This is a genomic window from Bacteroides sp. MSSM.1001136sp1_RTP21357st2_D2_RTP21359_211015, assembly GCF_040913205.1.
Classification (GTDB): Bacteria; Bacteroidota; Bacteroidia; order Bacteroidales; family Bacteroidaceae; genus Bacteroides; species Bacteroides ovatus.
Window position 1 is genome coordinate 1 of sequence record NZ_JBDFVF010000025.1, and the last position, 19270, is coordinate 19270.

General features: G+C 43.0%; 18 protein-coding genes and 1 pseudogene. 8 read left to right on the forward strand and 11 right to left on the reverse strand.

The features are described from left to right. The 4 genes from AB5217_RS16020 to AB5217_RS16035 form a co-directional block, all read left to right on the forward strand. A partial coding sequence (locus AB5217_RS16020; RefSeq protein WP_368117372.1) for a SusC/RagA family TonB-linked outer membrane protein occupies positions 1-2766 on the forward strand: 2766 nt, incomplete at its 5' end. 15 nt (positions 2767-2781) lie between these two features. Then, positions 2782-4377, forward strand: coding sequence for a SusD/RagB family nutrient-binding outer membrane lipoprotein (locus AB5217_RS16025; protein WP_032843959.1), 1596 nt, complete (start codon positions 2782-2784; stop codon positions 4375-4377). A 72-nt stretch (positions 4378-4449) separates the two neighbouring features. After that, the gene (locus AB5217_RS16030; protein WP_032843960.1) at positions 4450-5157 is read left to right on the forward strand and encodes a DUF5020 family protein; all 708 of its coding nucleotides are present in this window, start codon (positions 4450-4452) and stop codon (positions 5155-5157) included. Positions 5158-5273: 116 nt separating this feature from the next. Then, on the forward strand, positions 5274-6587 hold the full coding sequence (locus AB5217_RS16035; RefSeq protein WP_004304803.1) for a nucleobase:cation symporter-2 family protein: 1314 nt from the start codon (positions 5274-5276) through the stop codon (positions 6585-6587). Between the two features lie 116 nt (positions 6588-6703). Here the strand turns inward: AB5217_RS16035 and AB5217_RS16040 are convergent, their stop codons facing one another. The 4 genes from AB5217_RS16040 to AB5217_RS16055 form a co-directional block, all read right to left on the reverse strand. After that, a complete protein-coding gene (locus AB5217_RS16040) occupies positions 6704-8839 on the reverse strand; it encodes a KamA family radical SAM protein (protein ID WP_032843961.1) in 2136 nt (711 codons plus the stop codon). A gap of 328 nt (positions 8840-9167) precedes the next feature. Next, positions 9168-9800, reverse strand: a complete 633-nt coding sequence (locus tag AB5217_RS16045; RefSeq protein ID WP_032843962.1) for a hypothetical protein — start codon at positions 9798-9800, stop codon at positions 9168-9170. A 111-nt stretch (positions 9801-9911) separates the two neighbouring features. After that, a complete protein-coding gene (locus AB5217_RS16050) occupies positions 9912-11300 on the reverse strand; it encodes an alanine/glycine:cation symporter family protein (protein WP_032854783.1) in 1389 nt (462 codons plus the stop codon). A 33-nt stretch (positions 11301-11333) separates the two neighbouring features. Further along, a complete protein-coding gene (locus tag AB5217_RS16055; protein ID WP_032843964.1) occupies positions 11334-11981 on the reverse strand; it encodes a helix-turn-helix domain-containing protein in 648 nt (215 codons plus the stop codon). Between the two features lie 147 nt (positions 11982-12128). Here AB5217_RS16055 and AB5217_RS16060 point away from each other — a divergent pair, with 147 nt between their 5' ends. From AB5217_RS16060 to AB5217_RS16070, 3 genes are all read left to right on the forward strand, one after another. Further along, positions 12129-12305, forward strand: coding sequence for a histone H1 (locus AB5217_RS16060; protein ID WP_004301965.1), 177 nt, complete (start codon positions 12129-12131; stop codon positions 12303-12305). A gap of 314 nt (positions 12306-12619) precedes the next feature. Then, the gene (locus tag AB5217_RS16065; RefSeq protein ID WP_032843970.1) at positions 12620-13888 is read left to right on the forward strand and encodes a putative DNA modification/repair radical SAM protein; all 1269 of its coding nucleotides are present in this window, start codon (positions 12620-12622) and stop codon (positions 13886-13888) included. Between the two features lie 21 nt (positions 13889-13909). Further along, positions 13910-14683, forward strand: coding sequence for a TIGR03915 family putative DNA repair protein (locus tag AB5217_RS16070; protein WP_032843965.1), 774 nt, complete (start codon positions 13910-13912; stop codon positions 14681-14683). Between the two features lie 3 nt (positions 14684-14686). Here the strand turns inward: AB5217_RS16070 and AB5217_RS16075 are convergent, their stop codons facing one another. From AB5217_RS16075 to AB5217_RS16085, 3 genes and pseudogenes are all read right to left on the reverse strand, one after another. After that, positions 14687-15001 (reverse strand): helix-turn-helix domain-containing protein, encoded by a 315-nt coding sequence (locus AB5217_RS16075; protein ID WP_032854784.1) that lies wholly within the window; start codon positions 14999-15001, stop codon positions 14687-14689. A gap of 4 nt (positions 15002-15005) precedes the next feature. Further along, a pseudogene (locus tag AB5217_RS16080) lies at positions 15006-15354 on the reverse strand (type II toxin-antitoxin system RelE/ParE family toxin). 95 nt (positions 15355-15449) lie between these two features. Beyond that, a complete protein-coding gene (locus AB5217_RS16085) occupies positions 15450-16118 on the reverse strand; it encodes an MgtC/SapB family protein (protein WP_004308274.1) in 669 nt (222 codons plus the stop codon). A gap of 174 nt (positions 16119-16292) precedes the next feature. Between AB5217_RS16085 and AB5217_RS16090 the strand changes: the two genes are divergently transcribed. Then, positions 16293-16658 (forward strand): DUF2809 domain-containing protein, encoded by a 366-nt coding sequence (locus AB5217_RS16090; protein ID WP_032845993.1) that lies wholly within the window; start codon positions 16293-16295, stop codon positions 16656-16658. Here the strand turns inward: AB5217_RS16090 and AB5217_RS16095 are convergent. The 4 genes from AB5217_RS16095 to AB5217_RS16110 all read right to left on the reverse strand — a co-directional run bounded on the left by AB5217_RS16095 (position 16653) and on the right by AB5217_RS16110 (position 19245). Beyond that, positions 16653-16961 carry a HigA family addiction module antitoxin gene (locus AB5217_RS16095; RefSeq protein ID WP_008651217.1) on the reverse strand — a complete coding sequence of 103 codons (309 nt, stop codon included), beginning with the start codon at positions 16959-16961 and terminating at the stop codon, positions 16653-16655. The genes AB5217_RS16090 and AB5217_RS16095 overlap by 6 nt on opposite strands. Positions 16962-16971: 10 nt before the next feature. Then, entirely contained in the window at positions 16972-17304 is a 333-nt protein-coding gene (locus AB5217_RS16100) for a type II toxin-antitoxin system RelE/ParE family toxin (protein WP_229115822.1), read from the reverse strand. Between the two features lie 73 nt (positions 17305-17377). Beyond that, positions 17378-18226 carry an ion transporter gene (locus tag AB5217_RS16105; protein WP_032845995.1) on the reverse strand — a complete coding sequence of 283 codons (849 nt, stop codon included), beginning with the start codon at positions 18224-18226 and terminating at the stop codon, positions 17378-17380. A 38-nt stretch (positions 18227-18264) separates the two neighbouring features. Continuing rightward, on the reverse strand, positions 18265-19245 hold the full coding sequence (locus AB5217_RS16110) for a lytic transglycosylase domain-containing protein (protein ID WP_032854786.1): 981 nt from the start codon (positions 19243-19245) through the stop codon (positions 18265-18267). Positions 19246-19270: the final 25 nt, after the last annotated feature.

Genomic DNA, 19270 nt, shown 5'->3' on the forward strand with positions numbered 1-19270 from the left:
GAAGATGCGGTGATGCTTGAACATGTCATCGTAACGGCCTTGGGACTTGAAAAGGATGAAGCTACATTGGCCTATTCTGTGCAAAAAATCAAGGGAGAAGAACTGAACCGTGTCAAAGAAGTAAATATGATTGCTGCCCTGGCAGGAAAAGCTGCCGGTGTGCAAATCAACAAAAACTCTTCCGGTATGGGTGGTTCCGCAAAAGTTAGTCTCCGGGGAATCCGTTCTGTATCCGGTGATAATCAACCGCTTTATGTAATAGATGGAGTGCCGATGTCGAACACCTCTTCCGAACAGGCTTATTCGGCTATTGGTGGTACGGCGAATGCAGGGAATCGTGATGGAGGAGACGGAATCTCTAATCTGAATCCGGAAGATGTAGAAAGCATCAGTATTTTGAAAGGTGCTCCTGCTGCCGCTTTATATGGTAGCATGGCTGCTAACGGAGTGATTCTTATTACGACTAAAAAAGGCAACTCTGTCGGACAAAGGAATATTAATTTCTCTACAGGACTCACTTTCGAGAAAGCATTCAGTATGCCTAAAATGCAGAATCGTTATGGTGTCAGTGATGTGGTAGACAGTTGGGGAGAGAAAGAGAATCTGATGGCTTATGATAATCTGGATGATTTTTTCCGTACCGGATTGACATCGATGACTTCCGTATCTATCAGTTATGGAAACGAAAACCTGCAAACTTATTTCTCCTATGCCAATACTACCGGAAAGGGGATTATCGACAAGAATAAACTGAGAAAGCATAATATAAACTTGCGCGAGACGGCTACCATGTTCGACAAACGTCTGAAACTGGACGGTAGTGTGAATGTCATGAAACAGACCGTTGAGAATAAGCCGGTATCGGGAGGTTTCTATATGAATCCATTGGTAGGGCTCTACCGTTTCCCTCGTGGAGAGGATTTGTCTTATTATAAAGATCATTTTGAAACCTATGACGAAGAACGGAAACTGGGTGTGCAGAATTGGCATACGTTTACCGAAGACTTCGAACAGAATCCATATTGGATAACGAACCGCATACAAAGTAAAGAAACACGTACGCGCGTTATCCTTTCTCTTTCAGCAAACTTTAAGGTAAATGACTGGCTGACGATTCAAGCCCGTGGAAACATGGATTACTGGGCGGACAAGTTACGCCAGAAATTCTATGCGTCTACTGCCACCGCCCTGTGTGGAGCGAACGGACGATATATCGAGATGGATTATCAGGAAACCCAGATGTATGGTGATGTCATGGCGATGGTGAAGAAAACCTGGGGGGATTTTACACTGGATGCGGCGATTGGTGGTAGTATAAATGATAAAGTCGTTAATTCTACCCGATATGATTCGAAAAATGCATCTTTGAAGTTTGCTAATGTGTTTAATATTGCCAATATCGTCATGAACAGTTCTGCCAGTATTGACCAGCGAATAGATCAACGCCGTCAGTTGCAATCTATATTCGGTACGGCACAGATCGGTTATAAGGAAAAATTGTTTCTTGATTTGACGGCCCGTAATGACTGGGCGTCAACCTTGTCATATACCAAACATGAAAAATCCGGATTCGCTTATCCTTCTGTAGGGCTTTCCATGCTGCTTGATAAATGGGTGAAGTTGCCCGAATGGGTTTCTTTCGCAAAATTGCGTGGCGCTTATAGTAAAGTAGGGAATGATATTCCTCCATTTATCACTAATCCCTCTTCGCAGATCAATGCCGGTGGCGAGATACAGGCGAATGACGCCGCACCTTTCAAGGAAATGGAGCCGGAAATGACTCATGCCATCGAATTTGGAACTGAATGGCGATTCTTTCAACACCGTTTAGGGGTTAATCTGACTTATTATCGTACCAATACTTATAATCAGTTCTTCAAACTTCCCGCACTTGCAGGCGATAAGTATGCTTACCGATATGTAAATGCCGGAAATATCCAGAATCGGGGATGGGAATTGACACTGAATGGAACTCCCGTATTAACTCCTGATTTCAACTGGAAAACTTCTGTAAACTTCTCTACCAATAAGAATAAGATAGTGAAGTTGCACGAAGATCTGAAAGAAATGATTTACGGGCCTACCAGTTTTTCTTCCAGCTATGCCATGAAACTTATTAAAGGCGGTTCTATCGGTGATATATATGGTAAGGCTTTTGTGCGTGATGATGCAGGCAATATCGTTTACGAAACAGAGGGTGATAATAAAGGACTTCCATTGGTGGAGGGCGATGGGAATACGGTGAAAGTAGGAAATGCCAACCCTGTCTTTATGATGGGATGGGATCATACATTCTCTTACAAAGGCTTCACCCTTTATTTTCTGCTTGATTGGCGCTACGGAGGTGAAGTCCTTTCGCAGACACAGGCGGAAATGGATCTTTATGGAGTATCTGAAATAACGGCCGATGCGCGTGACAGGGGATATGTAATGCTCGACGGTCAGCGTATAGACAATGTGAAAGGATTCTATAAAATAGTAGGCGGGCGTGCCGGGGTGACGGAATATTATATGTATGATGCTACGAATTTACGGTTGCGTGAAGTATCATTGAGCTATAATTTCTCCAAGAAGTGGATACAGAAAACGAAGGTACTGAAAGATGTTCAGCTTTCGTTTGTAGCTCGCAATCTATGTTTCTTGTATAAGAAAGCTCCTTTTGATCCGGATCTGGTACTTTCTACCGGAAATGATAATCAAGGAATTGAAGTGTTCGGAATGCCTACGACCCGTAGTCTGGGCTTTACTCTGAAATGTGAATTTTAAAGGCAGGAGAGAGAAATGAAGAGAAAATATGTATATCTATATTTGTTGGGGTTATTGCTGTTCTCTGTAGCTTGTACCGGTAATTTCCGTGATTACAATACCGATTTGTCCGGTATCACGGATGATGACTTGATTATTGATGACAATGGCTATGGAATCCGTTTGGGAATTATTCAGCAAGGTATTTATTTTAATTACGACTACGGAAAAGGAAAGAACTGGCCTTTCCAGCTGATACAGAATCTGAACGCGGACATGTTCAGTGGGTATATGCATGACGGCAAACCTCTGAACGGGGGCTCGCATAATTCCGATTATAATATGCAGGACGGCTGGAATAGCGCCATGTGGACACACATGTATTCTTATATTTTCCCACAGATATATCAGTCGGAGAATGCTACCCGAAATACACATCCTGCTCTGTTCGGGATAACGAAAATATTAAAGGTGGAAGCGATGCATCGTGTGACGGATTATTATGGTCCTATCATTTATAAGAATTTTGCTAATGCCGAAAAACATTACCGTCCGGATAAACAAGAGGATGTCTATTATGAGTTTTTCAATGAACTCGATTCTGCTGTAGTTGCTCTCACCAACTATATAGATGAGAAACCGGAATCCAATGGATTTGCACGTTTTGATATTTTGTTGGATGGGAAATACGCTTCCTGGGTGAAGTTTGCCAATTCGTTGCGTTTGCGGTTGGCAATGCGTATTGCCTCTGTTGCTCCCGATAAGGCTTGTGCTGAAATACAGAAAATAAAAGAAAACGATTATGGCTTCTTTGAAGCGGAAACAGGCGGAGCAATCGTTTCTACCAAATCTGGATATACCAATCCATTGGGAGAACTTAACCGTGTGTGGAATGAAACTTACATGAGTGCTAACATGGAATCAATCTTGGTCGGATATGATGATCCTCGTCTTGGAGCTTATTTCGAACACTGTACGGATGAAGCTTTGAAAGGACAATATCGTGGAATTCGTCAAGGGACATGTTTTGCTCATAGTCATTATTCCGGATTGTCGAAGCTGTTTGTCCTGCAAAGCACCGATGCGCCTCTGATGACTGCCTCGGAAGTCTGGTTTCTGCGTGCCGAAGCCGCTTTGCGCGGGTGGACCGATGAAGATGAAGAAGCTTGTTACCGGAACGGTGTAACTACCTCTTTTCATCAATGGGGAATTTATGGGGTGGAGGATTACCTGAAAAGTGAGTTGACAGCTTCCGACTTTATAGACACTTATGATGAAGAAAATAATATAGAAGCGCGTTGTAAAGTCACTCCCAAATGGAATCCGCAGGATGATAAGGAGACCAAACTGGAGAAGATTATCACGCAGAAGTGGATTGCCATGTTCCCGGAAGGTTGCGAAGCTTGGGCCGAACAAAGACGAACGGGATATCCCCGTTTATTTCCCGTTCGATTCAATCATAGTAGGAGCGGATGCATCGACACGGAGATCATGGTGCGCCGTCTTAATTTCCCAGGTACATTGCAGACAGAAGACCCGGAGCAATATTCTGCTCTTGTCAAGGCTTTAGGCGGAGATGACCATGGAGGTACAAGACTCTGGTGGGATACGGGAAATAATAACCTGGAATAAAAAAAACAGAAGTAATGTGTTTATATGTGTAGCTTTAACTATTTTTGCATCTTCATTTAAACACATTTACTTATGAAACAAATTATCTCTGCTCTTTTCCTCTGTATGTTGCTCTCTGGCATACCGGGATTGCAGGCGCAAAACATTCAGCTACATTATGATTTCGGACGTTCTTTGTATGATAAAGATTTGCAAGGTCGCCCGCTGTTCACCTCCACTGTGGAGAAGTTTCATCCTGATACTTGGGGAAGCACTTATTTCTTTGTTGATATGGATTACACCTCAGAGGGTGTCGCTTCCGCTTATTGGGAAATAGCACGTGAGATAAAATTCTGGAAAGGTCCTTTCTCTGCACATCTTGAATATAACGGTGGATTATCGAAAGGCATGTCTTATAAAAATGCTTATCTGGCAGGAGCTACCTACACTTTTAATAATGCTTCCTTTTCCAAAGGCTTCACGCTGACTGCTATGTATAAGTATATTCAGAAACACCAATCGCCCAACAACTTCCAGCTGACAGGTACGTGGTACGTAAATTTCTGCCGCAATCTGCTCACTTTCTCCGGCTTTGCCGATTGGTGGCGTGAAGAAACCAACTACGGAAAGACTATCTTCCTCTCCGAACCACAATTCTGGGTGAACCTGAACAAAATCAAAGGCGTAAATAAAAATTTCAATCTTAGTATTGGCTCCGAAGTCGAATTGAGTAATAACTTCGGCGGTCGTGATGGCTTTTATGTTATCCCGACACTCGCTCTGAAATGGACGCTGAACTAAAAAACGGATTATAAGAAATAGAATTAAAAAAAGTCGGACTAAAAGAAGCCGGACTTCAGAATAATCTCTGTTTATCCCTCTGCGGAACTTAAAAAAATATATAGAAACCCTGTTAAATGAAAACTGATTTAATCTACGGCGTAGAAGACCGTCCCCCTTTTAAAGACGCCTTGTTTGCGGCTTTACAACATCTTTTGGCTATTTTCGTAGCGATCATTACACCTCCGCTTATCATCGCAAGTGCCTTGAAACTTGATGTAGAAAAGACAAGCTTTCTGGTTTCCATGTCTCTTTTTGCTTCGGGAGTATCTACCTTTATACAATGCCGCCGCTTTGGTGTGATAGGAGCAAGACTGCTCTGCATCCAGGGAACCAGTTTTTCTTTTATCGGCCCTATCATTGCCACAGGGATGGTAGGCGGATTACCGTTAATTTTCGGTTCCTGTATGGCTGCTGCGCCTATCGAAATGATTGTCAGCCGCACATTCAAATATCTGCGTAATATTATCACTCCGCTGGTTTCCGGTATTGTCGTGCTGCTTATCGGATTGAGTCTGATAAAGGTAGGTATCGTATCTTGCGGAGGCGGATATGCAGCTATGGATAATGGTACGTTTGCTACGTGGGAAAACCTGTCTATTGCAGCACTGGTACTTCTTAGCGTCTTGTTTTTCAACCGTTGCGGGAACAAATACCTGCGTATGAGTTCCATTGTACTCGGACTTTGCCTTGGCTATGGTTTGGCATTTGCTCTGGGAAAAGTGGATATGAGTGCGTTGAATGTGGAAATGCTGATGAGTTTTAATATTCCCCAGCCTTTTAAATATGGTGTTGATTTCAATGTGTCTTCTTTTATAGCCATTGGTCTGGTTTACTTGATAACTGCCATTGAAGCAACAGGTGATGTAACTGCCAACTCTATGATTTCCGGACTTCCCATTGAAGGAGATTCCTATTTGAAACGGGTTTCCGGTGGAGTAATGGCAGATGGATTCAACTCCTTTCTCGCCGGTGTATTCAACTCTTTTCCAAACTCCATCTTTGCACAAAACAACGGTATTATCCAACTGACCGGAGTAGCCAGCCGTTATGTTGGTTATTATATCGCAGCAATGCTCGTCCTTTTGGGTTTATTTCCCATCGTAGGTGCCGTATTTTCCTTAATGCCCGATCCTGTACTGGGCGGTGCAACCTTACTAATGTTCGGCACAGTAGCAGCGGCGGGAATCCGTATTGTCTCCTCACAAGAAATAGGCCGTAAAGAAACTTTGGTATTAGCAGTCAGCCTCTCCTTAGGCTTAGGGGTAGAACTAATGCCGGACGTATTACAACAAGCCCCGGAAGCAATTCGAAGTATCTTCTCTTCAGGGATTACCACCGGAGGCCTAACTGCAATTATTGCAAATATAGTAATACGGGTAAAAGAGTAGGAAACAAGTAGTAGAAACAAGTATTAAGTAATAAGTATTACCGAAGCCGCTGGTTTATACTTGATAGGCGTTGATTAATACTTGTTAGTTGATGCTTGTCGATTAATACTTAATACCTAATTCTTAATACTTAAATTACTCATTTTATCTGTTGTGCGGAAGGGGAAATCAGGATACTCGTAAAGACTGAAACGAGGTTCGGTTTCTCCTTTCGTATAATTCCATATAGAAGCATAGTCTTCCGGATCTTCTCCCATCTTGGCTAACTGGCGCAGGTAAGCAGCTAGCGATTTATTCTCTACAATATAAATCTGCCCCATCTGATCGATAATCGGGCTATGATGACGAGTACCGTCATGTTCGAAGCGTAGAATTCGTTTTCCTTCTTCAGTTAGTCCCACCAACTGGAAAGTCATGCTTTTACCGATAGCCGGTAAATTCAATACGCTGCGATCAGTGGCAAGGAAAGGTAAATGATGCTTTCTCATGAAGCGTCTTAATTGCTTGGCAACATCCTCTTTAGGCTCCTCTTCTGTTCCTACTTTCGTCTCTAATATCTTATATAACTCCTCTGCCTGTTCCGGTGTCATACGGCCATAAATCTTTTCCTCCTGTTGCTCCTGCATTGAACGACTGTTGGGTGCAAATACTGCATAATTCTCATTGAATCCCTTTACCGAGAAAGTGTAATAACATACCACCCCCAACGAATTGAGCACCTGACGAAGCCGGGTCGTATGCCCTCTACGTGAAGCAGCCACCGTATATACCAACTGATTCGTAATAATCCATCCCGCAGAAAGAATCTTCCGGATCGCTTCTTTAGCTTCAGGAGTAACCTCCAGCGGTGTCTGGAAATGAGTCTGTATAATAAACTGTTTCACACCGATAGCCGATGCTTTCTCCTTGAATTCCCGCAGAACATCAACCAGCCCGTCGTTGATACGCATCGGCAAATAAGCCAACAGACGTGACCCCAACCGTACCCGTTGCAATTCCGCATATTTCTCTCCATCCTTGCGTTCAAGATTCGCCCTTTGTTTGCGTGCCGCCATCCGATACACCGCATCCAGAATATTCTGAAGCGTTTTATTTTGACTCATCAGCGCATCGCCTCCTGTAATAAGAATATCCCGCAATTGCGTATCCTCTTCAAAATAAGCCATTAACCGACGCAACTTACGATCCCATGATTCCTTCGGGCGTAAAGACTCAAATTCGAAATTCAACCGCTCGCTCTGAAAATCATACATACGCTGACAGGAAGCACAAAGTCCTCCGCAAGCCCGTCCCATAGTGTCAGGAATGAGAATAGCCACCTCCGGATACCGCCGATGAATGTTATGCCCGTCCGGCAAAAGCCATCCCGCAGCATTAGGCTTCCCGGCTTCTACAATATCCTCTTTCTCCCACGCGCGAATATTTCCATACGTCTCCACCAAACGTGGAGAATACAGAATATAACTCCGAATAGCCTCGTCATTATACCCATATCCCGTTACATTAAGCAACGATAAATAATAAGGAGTTGCAAAGAACGGCATACCCTTCTTCCGGGCACGATAAAGCAAATACATAGTCTCTGACGAAAGTGAATTTCCCAGGAATCGATTCAACTCGCCCGGACTTTTCACAGCCATTGCCAAATGAAAGCGGAAATCGTTCCACCACTCATTGACCAACCTGTATTTTTCTTCATAACTCATTCCCTCCTCAAAGTGAAAACGCACCGAAGGCTTCGACTTCCTGTTTTCAATCTTCTGAATCAACAAGTGCAACATCCGCTCCTTATTCTCATCCCGCACTTCACGTACCTCTTCATCCAATCCCGTTTCCCACCGGTCATTCCTGCTTTTGATACGCTGTGGCGATGGTAAAGGCACAACCTCTCCCTTCAACCGTTTAAACATCTGGAAAATTTCAATAAACAAATCCGTCGGTATCTCCATATTTTCCAACGTTCCCGTCAGAAACTCATAAAGCAACCGAATCGTCTGTACTGACATATCCTGTCCAGTAGACAGTTCATGGACATTCTGTCCATCATAATCGAGTAAGAGTCGAATTTGCTCCCTCGCCTCCTCCGCAGCCTCATTTTCTATCCTGCAAATTTCCAAAAAACGCAGCATCCCAGCCTTGAACTCTTCCACAGAAGAGCTCTTATCAGCTATCTCCACCGCTTCAGGAATTTCTTGATTATAGATTTGTTTCAACTGTGAAAAAGTAAGCGCAAGCATTTTCTTTTGTTTCATAAGCAATCTCTCTATTTTTTAATTATTATAATATACTACCACACCGCATAGTCCCCCTCCGGCCTCGTCTGCACGGCGTCAAGCGAAGGTTTTATTACCGGCGTTAAGAAGGGCAGACTGTTTGAGCGAAGCGAGTTTCTACCCTTTAGACGGGAATGAAACCGGAGTAGCCGGGCAGGCGCAGCCTTGATTTTTTCTTTTGGGTACTTTTTCTTTTGTATCAAGACAAAAGAAAAAAGTACATAAAGATAACAAAAAAAGCGGAGGTACAAAACCCCCGCTTTTTCTATCCTATTAATCTTTACGATTTTCTAACATTTAAAGCGACTTATTTTTTCGTTTCCGTGTCGTCATTCTTCCGTTTCGGCTCCTTCTTGGCAAGAAGAACAATATTATACACATAATCCGTCATCCACTGTTCAGAGTATCCCAAACGCTCTTTGTACTGGCGAACAGTCGCAGCCGTTTTATGCACATCATCAGCCTTCCACACTGTCTTGGTACAAACATCGTGTACCGTTTTCTGTGTCATACCATACAAAGCCTTCTTAAAGATCGACGGCATACGAAACCTCCACTGCATCAGATTTCCCATCAACATCATCAGATCATTGGAAAATCCCTGATACATGAACAAATAAGATTGAATATCATTTTGAGTGCGGCAGTTACGTTTCACGGAAGAGTCGATTTCCTTAAAGAAGTTCTCGTTCAACCCATAATCCTGCATCAGCATTTTGCGCGCAGCAGATTTTTCGGCCAATCCCAGTTTACCGTTTTGAGTAGGAACTTTAAACAAACGTTTGAAGTTAGCTACGTCCGGCAAGAAGCGGATATTAGTGATACCGAGGTTTGTGGCGATAACTGACTGGAAATACACCCGTGTCAGTGATATGAAATCTTCTACATTGCCGACTTTCGTTTCATCGGATTTTTTCTTGAATAAACCAAATAAGCCCATTGTTATCTCTACAATTTTATTATTTACAATTTACTATTTGAGCGTGTGGAAGGTATATAAAATAACTACCATCTGTCAATTTGCGTGCAAAGGTACAAAAACAGTTGGTTTTCACCAACATTCCAAGTCCTTTTCGATGTCCGGCATTGTCTCTTTCTTAAAAACAGGGCTTTGGATGCCAGCTTTCTTTTGCGCCCGGTAATCATTTAGCAGACGGATAGCATATTTTCCGAGGAAAAGGATAGCAATCAGATTACAGATAGCCATTAACGCCATCGTGACATCTGCCAGGCTCCATACCATATCCAATGTGGCAAGTGAACCGAAGAGCACCATACCACCCACCAATATCCTGTAACCATGAAGTACCCATTTCCGGTGAGTGATAAAACGGATATTAGCCTCACCATAATAATAATTCCCCAGAATACTGCTGAAAGCAAAAAAGAAAAGAGCTACGGCAACGAAGATACTGCCCGAAGAACCTATTTCGTTTGTCAACGCCTGTTGAGTCAGCTGCACTCCATTAGCCGAACCATCCAGAGGAGCCCCACTAAAGAGGATGATAAAAGCCGTACAGGTACATATCAATAATGTATCTGTAAATACCGCCAAAGTCTGTATCAACCCTTGTTTTACGGGATGGCTGACATGAGCCGTGGCAGCCGCATTCGGGGCCGAACCCATACCGGCCTCATTGCTGAAAAGTCCTCTCTTGATGCCCTGCATTAATGCCATACCAACTCCTCCTGCCAATGCCTGCTCCCAACCGAAAGCATGGCTGACAATCAGTGCGATAACACCCGGTAAATGAGTGATATTGAGTGCAACAATAACCAGTGCCAGCCCTACATATCCCAAAGCCATAACAGGCACGATAATACTACTGACGCGGGCAATGCGTTGAATACCTCCAAAGATGATAAGCAATGTCAGCAAAGTCAGCACACCTCCCAATATAATATGATTGAACCCAAAAGCATGCTCTGCCGCAGCACAGATCGTATTACTCTGTACAGAATTGAAAGCAAACCCGAAAGTAATGCTTATTAATACGGCAAAAAGCATTCCCATCCACGGTTGTTTCAACCCTTTCTTCATATAATAAGCAGGTCCTCCGATGAACGAATCCTTTCCGCGTATTTTGTATAATTGTCCCAAAGTAGACTCTATGAAAGCACTCGAAGCCCCTAACAGTGCGATGACCCACATCCAGAAAATAGCCCCGGGACCTCCGATGGCAATGGCAGTAGCCACTCCCGCAAGATTCCCCGTACCCACACGGCTGGCGATAGAAATAGCGAATGCCTGAAAAGAAGATACATGTTTCTCTCCCTGTTTTCCTTTGCCGGCGGATTCGCTTAACAGCACGATCATTTCCCGGATCATGCGAAATTGTACAAAGCGTGTCCGTAGGCTGAACCAGACAGCACATCCTAATAACATAATAATTAGAATATACGTCCAAAGTATGTCATTAATCTCGTTGATAAAAGTCATAGTTAAGTATTAAGTATAAAGCATTGTTTGTGGTTATTCGTCTTTTATTCGGAAGTAAAATTTATGATTTTCGAATACAGGTTCCACAATATCATAACGAACAAATTTGGCGAGCAGATGTTCAGCGGCACGTCGTGAAAGTCCGGTTTGTCGACAGTAACGGTTGAGTGAGAGTAAAGTTCCGTGCTCCAGTTGATCGAGCAGGAGCTGTTCACGTTCGGTGTAGCGGATGAGTTCTCCACGGGGGCTATCGCTCTGTTGCCATACACGGAGATGTATGGGAGTTGCCAGAATATTTTCGTCCTTGATGCGGAGATAGGCTAGGGGCTTTCCGGTTTCGTCCTTGGCGTAAACCGGTTTATGTGGAGTTTCTTCGATGGTTGCCACTAACACTTGTCGTCCTTCCACTATGTATGTTTGCAGAGAATATTCCACTTCCGGCACGCAATAAAGTTGTGCGGTGGCTTCAATCATATATTTTTCTTCTTCGGAGCGTACTCCTGCGATTTTACCATTGTCTTTAACGCCAATAAGTAATCGTCCTCCGTTCGTGTTGGCAAAAGCCGAAAGTGTTTTGGCTATTTTGCGTGCGTCGGAAATTTCGAATTTAAAGTCCTGTTGCTGGTGCTCTCCTTCAGCAATCAGTGCATGTATATAATCGGTATCTGTAAGCAGTTTCATGGCTACAAAGGTAGGTAAAAAAGGTAAAAAGCCCCTTTTTTAGATATTTTTCGAAGATTATCTCAAAAAAAATATTGATTTTATGCTTTTATTTCGGGAAACAGTGTATTTTTGCGGCACATTATTAACGAAAAAAATAAAAGGATTATGAAAGAATTGGTAGAAAAGGTAGCAGCTCTTTATGCTGACTTCTCAAAAGATGCTAACGCACAGATCGAAAACGGTAACAAAGCAGCAGGAACTCGCGCTCGTAAAGCTTCTTTGGAAATCGAAAAAGCAATGAAAGAATTCCGTAAAGCATCTTTGGAAGCTTCTAAAAAATAATTTAGAAGACTACTAGGATATTGAAAAAGAGGGCATATCGTGAAGCGATATGCCCTCTTTTTGTTTTAATGCGGAATGACTTTTTATTGTTTTAGTACGGATAGTGGCAATTATTTATAGCATAAAAAGCGGTTCGTTTGGGTGAATCGCTTTTTTAGAAAAGAGATGTCTCCCAAGATGTAAGTCCGGGCTTTTTATATTTTTGTGGTTCTTTTAAATGATTTATTTGCAATTTGTAGGGGGGCAAACTTTTTTCTTCTATACGCATCTCAAATTTAATCGTATATTTGCGAAAAGAATCAAGATCGGGAATGATGAACGAAAACGTCTTAGCTAAACTGAAGATACTTGCAGAATCTGCCAAGTACGATGTTTCCTGTTCTTCCAGTGGTACGGTGCGTTCCAATAAGCCGGGAACGCTGGGAAACACTGTGGGAGGATGGGGGATATGCCACAGTTTTGCCGAGGACGGTCGATGTATCTCGCTATTGAAAATCATGCTTACCAATTATTGCATTTACGATTGTGCCTATTGCGTCAACCGTCGTAGCAACGATCTTCCCCGCGCTACCTTTTCCGTTTCGGAATTGGTGGAGCTGACGATGGAATTCTACCGTCGTAACTATATCGAAGGGCTGTTTCTTAGCTCCGGAGTGGTCCGTAATCCGGACTATACAATGGAGAGACTTGTGCGTGTAGCCAAAGATTTGCGGCAAGTGTACCGTTTTAACGGTTATATCCATCTCAAGAGTATTCCCGGAGCCAGTCGCGAATTAGTGAATGAAGCCGGATTGTATGCCGATCGTCTTAGCGTCAACGTCGAAATTCCCAAAGAAGAAAATTTGAAACTGCTTGCACCGGAAAAAGACCATAAAAGTGTATTTGCTCCGATGAAATACATTCAACAAGGCGTGTTGGAGAGTAAAGAAGAACGGCAGAAGTTTCGCCACGCACCGCGTTTCGCACCTGCGGGACAAAGTACCCAGGTGATTGTGGGAGCTACCTCCGAATCGGATAAAGATATTCTTTTTCTTTCATCGGCACTTTATGGGCGCCCCACCATGAAACGTGTCTATTACTCGGGCTACGTTTCCGTGAATACGTATGATAAGCGCCTTCCGGCATTGAAACAGCCGCCTCTGGTACGTGAAAACCGGCTCTATCAGGCTGACTGGTTATTGCGTTTTTATCAATTCAAGGTAGATGAAATTGTGGATGATTCCTATCCGGATCTCGATCTCGAAATAGACCCGAAACTTTCGTGGGCTTTGCGCCATCCCGAACAGTTTCCTGTCGACATCAATAAGGCAGACTACGAAATGTTGCTCCGTGTGCCGGGAGTAGGGGTGAAGTCGGCGAAACTGATTGTTGCTTCCCGTCGTTTTTCGCGGCTGGGATTTTATGAACTGAAGAAGATAGGAGTGGTGATGAAGAAAGCGCAATATTTCATCACTTGCAAAGAACTGCCTCTCCAGATGCAGACACTGAACGAACTTTCTCCGCAACGGGTGCGCAGCTTATTGTTGCCGAAACCGAAAAAGAAAGTGGATGAACGTCAGCTGTTGCTTGATTTTGGCGAATAGTAAATATGCTTGGTGTTTTTTATGAATGTTTATATTTACGATAAAACCTTTGATGGGCTGCTGACGGCTGTGTTCGACGCCTATTTCCGCAAGACTTTTCCCGATGCTTTGTTGTCGGAAGGAGATGCTTTGCCTTTATTTTGTGATGAGCTGCATACGGTAGTGACCGATGAAGAAAAGGCCGGGCGTGTGTGGCGGGGATTGCAGAAGAAAGTTTCCTCTTCTGCTTTGGGTTGCCTCACGCAAAGTTGGCTGTCGGAACTTCCGGAAATAGGAATACTTATTTTTCGATATATCCGTAAAGCAATCGATGCCCCCCGCTCTATTGAAACCAATTTTGGTGATCCGGACGTTTTGCAATTAGCGCAAATATGGAAGAAGGTGGATGGCGAACGCGTACACCTGATGCAATTTGTCCGTTTCCAGAAAGCTGCCGACGGTACATTCTTTGCCGCTTTCGAACCACAGTATAATGCACTCCCGCTGACCGTTCACCATTTCAAAGACCGTTTTGCCGATCAGAAGTGGATTATTTACGACATGAAACGCCGTTACGGATTTTATTATGATTTGCAGAAGGTGACGACTATCTCGTTTGATGATGACAGTCGTGAATCCCATTTGATTACGGGGATGCTGGACGAAAGCCTGATGGACAAGGATGAGAAGCTTTTCCAACAACTTTGGAAGACATATTTCAAGGCTATTTGTATCAAAGAACGCATGAATCCGAGAAAGCACAGGCAGGATATGCCTGTACGTTATTGGAAGTATTTGACGGAGAAGCAAAAGTGAAAATCACCATAAGGCAACTTTCCCTAAATTGTCTATTTCTAATTTGGCACTTATACCCATCGCTTTAAAGACTTTAGCTAGCGTGGAAAGAGTTAAGTTTTTCCCGCTTTCTATGCGGGAGATTTGGGCTCTTTGTACGCCTATCAGATTTCCTAGTTCTTCTTGAGTGAGATTTTTGGATTGTCTGGCTTTTTTTATGGCTTCTCCAATAAGGAAAGATTGTAAGCCCTCTTCAAATTTATCACGTGCAAGAGTTCCCTTCTTTCCTATATGTTTATCTATAATTTCTTCTTCTGTATAAAACTTCATCTTTTCCATATTCTTATTTTTTAGAATTAAAATATATTTTTCTTATCTCTTCCGCTTTTGTTATTTCTTTGGAAGGAGTCTTCTGGGTTTTCTTTATAAATCCATGGGTAGCAATGACTAAAGTATCTACTCCATCCACTTTATCCCAAAAAGCTAATAGTCTATATTGGTTTTTGTTATAGAGTGTCCTGAACTCCCATATATCTGTATTGTCTAATTTTTTAAAGAGTTCCGGGGCTATAACAAATTTAGACTTTGCTATGTTGTAGATAATTTTGTCTTTTACTTTTGGGGGGCAATTGGTTAAGAAAATTGTCCGCTTCTTCTGAATATACTATTTTAAATTTCGCTTTTGCCTCCATGGATTTATTTTTTACGTAGCAAAGGTACTGAAAATAGTTCTATATATGGAAACATTCGAGATGTTTTTTTTAAAGGGGTTATATGTACTTTTCTCTTATTCAATCCTTTGCACCGTTACATCCGGAAATTCCTGTATCAGCGAAAGCAGATGCCCTTCATCATTATTTCGCTTCGACTTGATAACCATCGTAACCTGATAATATTCTGTTTCACCCGTGTGTTGCGTTTCCATCTCGTAAGAGACTATCAGGTAGTCTTTAGAGTTGAATCTGTCCGCTATCTGTTTCAGTATGTCTTTGTTGGGAGTTGAGAAAGAAACCATCGAGCTTTTCATTCCGATGCTTTTAAATAGATAGCTAAGTAGTTCCAGTCCGACGAGGGTTAACACCGTGGCGGCAATACCGATGGTGTACATTCCTGCACCTACCGCCAAGCCGATACCTGCTGTTGCCCAGATTCCTGCGGCGGTAGTCAGTCCGCGTACAATCTGTTTTTGAAAGATGATGGTTCCTGCACCGATAAATCCGATACCGCTGACAACCTGTGCCGCCACCCGACTGGGATCGAGTGTGACACTACTTTCTTTTATAATTTCCTGAAATCCGTATTGGGAAACAATCATAATCAAAGCACTACCTAGCGACACGAGAAAATGAGTGCGGTATCCGGCTTCTTTGGCACGGTATTCACGATCCAGTCCGATGATGGTTCCCAATATTCCGGCGACCAATAAACGGATTACAAAATCCATATTCAACATCATGTGTTCAATCTCCTTTCTGTTTTTTATTGTTTGTGGAAAAATGCTTAGGACCATAAATATACAATTATTTCCCCTTTTTGTATCAATCATTTAGTAATATTTGAACGTATCCAATTCATTTTATCGTATATTCGCAGATTCAAATAAATGTTTAATCCCGCGACCGAGCAAATAATGAAGAAAAGAATTTTTTATATAATCAGCTTTCTGGTGATCTTCTGTATGGAGGTGTTGATAGCTTTGTATGTGCGCGACCGTTTCATACGTCCCTATGTCGGAGATATGCTGGTTGTAGTGCTGGTATATAGCTTTGTACGTATCTTTCTACCGATGGGGATTCCGCGGATGCCGTTTTATGTCTTTCTTTTTGCCTGTTTCGTAGAAGTGTTGCAATACTTCCAGCTGGTGGAAACATTGGGCATTACGAACCGCGTAGCCCGAATTGTGCTGGGTTCTACGTTCGATTGGGGAGATATTGCCTGCTATGCTGTGGGATGCGTTTTCATTGTCTTATTCGAGCGTATTTGCAAACACTCATAACAGTGAGGCGCACATTTTACGTATTTCGTTGAGTCGGTTTGAAAGGGCTTTCTTTTCACGGGCCAAAGCCATGTTATATCGTGATTGCATATTGATAAGTAACTCTGGATTAATGTCTAGAGCTGCTTCCACCATCAATGCAAAATCACTGGTAATAGGTCTTTTTCCATTCAATATTTCATTAAGCATTGTATAAGGAACCCCAAGAATTTCCGAGAATTTCTTTTGAGAGATTTTGCGGCATTCCAATTCTTCTTTTAACACATCACCTGGGTGTGTAGGTAATCTTTTTATTGTATTCATACTTGATTTTTTATTGGTAATGATTGGTTATGTCAGTTACTATACAAATGGTTAATATAGTTTCAGTACCTTCGGTGCGGGTTCTAAACTCCAGCCGGTAGTGATAGTCTATACGGATGGAAAAATAGTCTGCACGGCCTTGAAGAGCTTCGAAGTTTAGAGAATTAAAGACGAATAAATCTTCTATCCGCGTAGCGGCAATTAAAGTATCGATACGTTTCTGGTACTTTTTGATAACAGCTGCGTCAAAACGATATTTTTTGCTTTTACACTTACCATCCTCATACAACTCCTTAGATACTCTTTTTCGTACTCTATAATCATATTCCATTTGTTTCTGCAAATATAGTGTTTTATTTATAATTCACGAAAATAGTGAATGTCTTTTTCTTTGCAGAAAAGGGAATAGAGCTTATTCAGTCACTATTTAACGGATGGCCGCAATATTTGCAAAACTCTGCATTATCTTCGTGTCCGGAGCGATGGCAGTTGGGACATTCTTTGTCTCTCCTGCGTTTATACTCTTTCATCATGGAGGCAGATACGATACCTGTGGGTACGGCAATAATCGTGTAACCGATCAGCATGACACAGGCGGAAAGGAATTTTCCGAGGCCGGTGGCGGGAGTAATATCTCCATAACCTACGGTAGTCATGGTGACGATAGCCCAATAGATGCTGTTCGGGATATTGTTGAACTGGGAGTTGGGTTGCGTTCCTTCAATCATATACATTAGCGTTCCGATGGAAGTCACCAGAATGACGACAAACAGGAAGAACACTGCAATCTTCTTACTACTTTCACGCAAGGCGGTGAGCAGCCGTTCCCCCTCATTCAGAAAGTTGAAAAGCTTGAAGACGCGGAACACACGTATCAGGCGGAAGGCACGGATGATGAGTAGATAGCGGGCGCCCGGAAAGAGCAGACCGATGTAAAGAGGCAATGTGGCCAGTAAGTCTACGATACCGAAAAAGCTGAATATGTATTTCCGGGGACGGGGTGAACAGTAGATTCTCGTCAGGTATTCGAAAGTAAAGAAGCCGGTGAAAAGGAATTCCATAATGACGAACGGAGTCGTCAGATAGGTGGGAAGTCCTTTCAGGCTTTCGATGATGACGAGCAATACGCTGACCAGAATACAGGCGATAAGAATCACGTCGAACAATTTCCCGGCAGGGGTGTCCGATTCGAAGATGATGACGTATAACTTTCGTTTCAGTTTCTCGTCATGCAAAAAACGATGGATTCTTTCTTTCAGTTTCATATCAATAGTGCTTGGCCGGAATTAAAGAAAAAGTCTTTTTAGTCGATGACCCACTGTTTATTGTAGGCAACGGTCTTTTGCGGGTTGTAATACATTCCCTCTTGTGTAGGAATATAGAGAATGTATGTCTTTCCGGTCTTGTTCTTCAATGAAGTGTCGCGCAGCCAGGGGTTGGCATCACGAAGTTGGGCATAGGTGATTCCCTGTGATTTTGCGTAGTCGTTCAGATCGTCGATAGAAGTGTTGACGGTTACCTCTTTATAAGGAATAGGCGGATACAGATGTTCCTGTTTCAAGAGGAATCCGTAACGTTGCGGGTTATTGAATATCTCTTTGGCTGCCAGCAGGCGGAACATGTAGCGGGAAGTTTCCTCTACCAGCCATAAGTCCATGGCATGACTTGCCAACTGCTTTTCAAGTTGGGAGGAGATACGTCCCTGTCCGGCGTTATAGGCGGCGGAGACAGCCATCCAATCGCCATATTTGGCATACGCTTGTTTGAAGTATTTGCAGGCGGCAACGGTTGCTTTTTCAATATGATAGCGTTCGTCTACGTTATCGTTCACTTCCAGCCCGAATTCCCGTCCGGTGGCAGGCATAAATTGCCATAGACCTGCTGCTCCTGCCGGAGAGCGTGCGATGTTATTCAGATTGCTCTCGATGACCATCAGGTATTTGAAGTCATCAGGAATACCGTTTGCTTTCAGTATCGGTTCGATGATGGGGAAGTAACGGTTGGCACGCTTGATTAATAACATGGTGGTGGAGTGCATATAGGTGAAGGCCATCATCTCGCGGTCCATCCGTTCGCGGCGGTCATAGCGCCGGAGGTCGATCGTTTCCCCGTCGAAGGTGACCTGTGCGGGAACAGTAGGCGGAGTGACACAATAAGGCACTTCCGATTTGGCGGAATGTTGTTCGTTCACTTGGCTGCTGCCTGTCAATATTGGGATGGAAGCACCGATGCAAAATACTAATATAAGTGTAAGAATATAGTTGATTTTCATTTGTCTTTTCATTTTATAACCTTTTTGGATGCTTCAA

Bases quoted from the DNA above. Each gene is read 5' to 3' on its own strand.
- AB5217_RS16025 (WP_032843959.1), top strand. From the start codon at position 2,782: ATGAAGAGAAAATATGTATATCTATATTTGTTGGGGTTATTGCTGTTC.
- AB5217_RS16030 (WP_032843960.1), top strand. From the start codon at position 4,450: ATGAAACAAATTATCTCTGCTCTTTTCCTCTGTATGTTGCTCTCTGGC.
- AB5217_RS16035 (WP_004304803.1), top strand. From the start codon at position 5,274: ATGAAAACTGATTTAATCTACGGCGTAGAAGACCGTCCCCCTTTTAAA.
- AB5217_RS16040 (WP_032843961.1), bottom strand. From the start codon at position 8,839: ATGAAACAAAAGAAAATGCTTGCGCTTACTTTTTCACAGTTGAAACAA.
- AB5217_RS16045 (WP_032843962.1), bottom strand. From the start codon at position 9,800: ATGGGCTTATTTGGTTTATTCAAGAAAAAATCCGATGAAACGAAAGTC.
- AB5217_RS16050 (WP_032854783.1), bottom strand. From the start codon at position 11,300: ATGACTTTTATCAACGAGATTAATGACATACTTTGGACGTATATTCTA.
- AB5217_RS16055 (WP_032843964.1), bottom strand. From the start codon at position 11,981: ATGAAACTGCTTACAGATACCGATTATATACATGCACTGATTGCTGAA.
- AB5217_RS16060 (WP_004301965.1), top strand. From the start codon at position 12,129: ATGAAAGAATTGGTAGAAAAGGTAGCAGCTCTTTATGCTGACTTCTCA.
- AB5217_RS16065 (WP_032843970.1), top strand. From the start codon at position 12,620: ATGAACGAAAACGTCTTAGCTAAACTGAAGATACTTGCAGAATCTGCC.
- AB5217_RS16070 (WP_032843965.1), top strand. From the start codon at position 13,910: ATGAATGTTTATATTTACGATAAAACCTTTGATGGGCTGCTGACGGCT.
- AB5217_RS16075 (WP_032854784.1), bottom strand. From the start codon at position 15,001: ATGGAAAAGATGAAGTTTTATACAGAAGAAGAAATTATAGATAAACAT.
- AB5217_RS16085 (WP_004308274.1), bottom strand. From the start codon at position 16,118: ATGATGTTGAATATGGATTTTGTAATCCGTTTATTGGTCGCCGGAATA.
- AB5217_RS16090 (WP_032845993.1), top strand. From the start codon at position 16,293: ATGAAGAAAAGAATTTTTTATATAATCAGCTTTCTGGTGATCTTCTGT.
- AB5217_RS16095 (WP_008651217.1), bottom strand. From the start codon at position 16,961: ATGAATACAATAAAAAGATTACCTACACACCCAGGTGATGTGTTAAAA.
- AB5217_RS16105 (WP_032845995.1), bottom strand. From the start codon at position 18,226: ATGAAACTGAAAGAAAGAATCCATCGTTTTTTGCATGACGAGAAACTG.
- AB5217_RS16110 (WP_032854786.1), bottom strand. From the start codon at position 19,245: ATGAAAAGACAAATGAAAATCAACTATATTCTTACACTTATATTAGTA.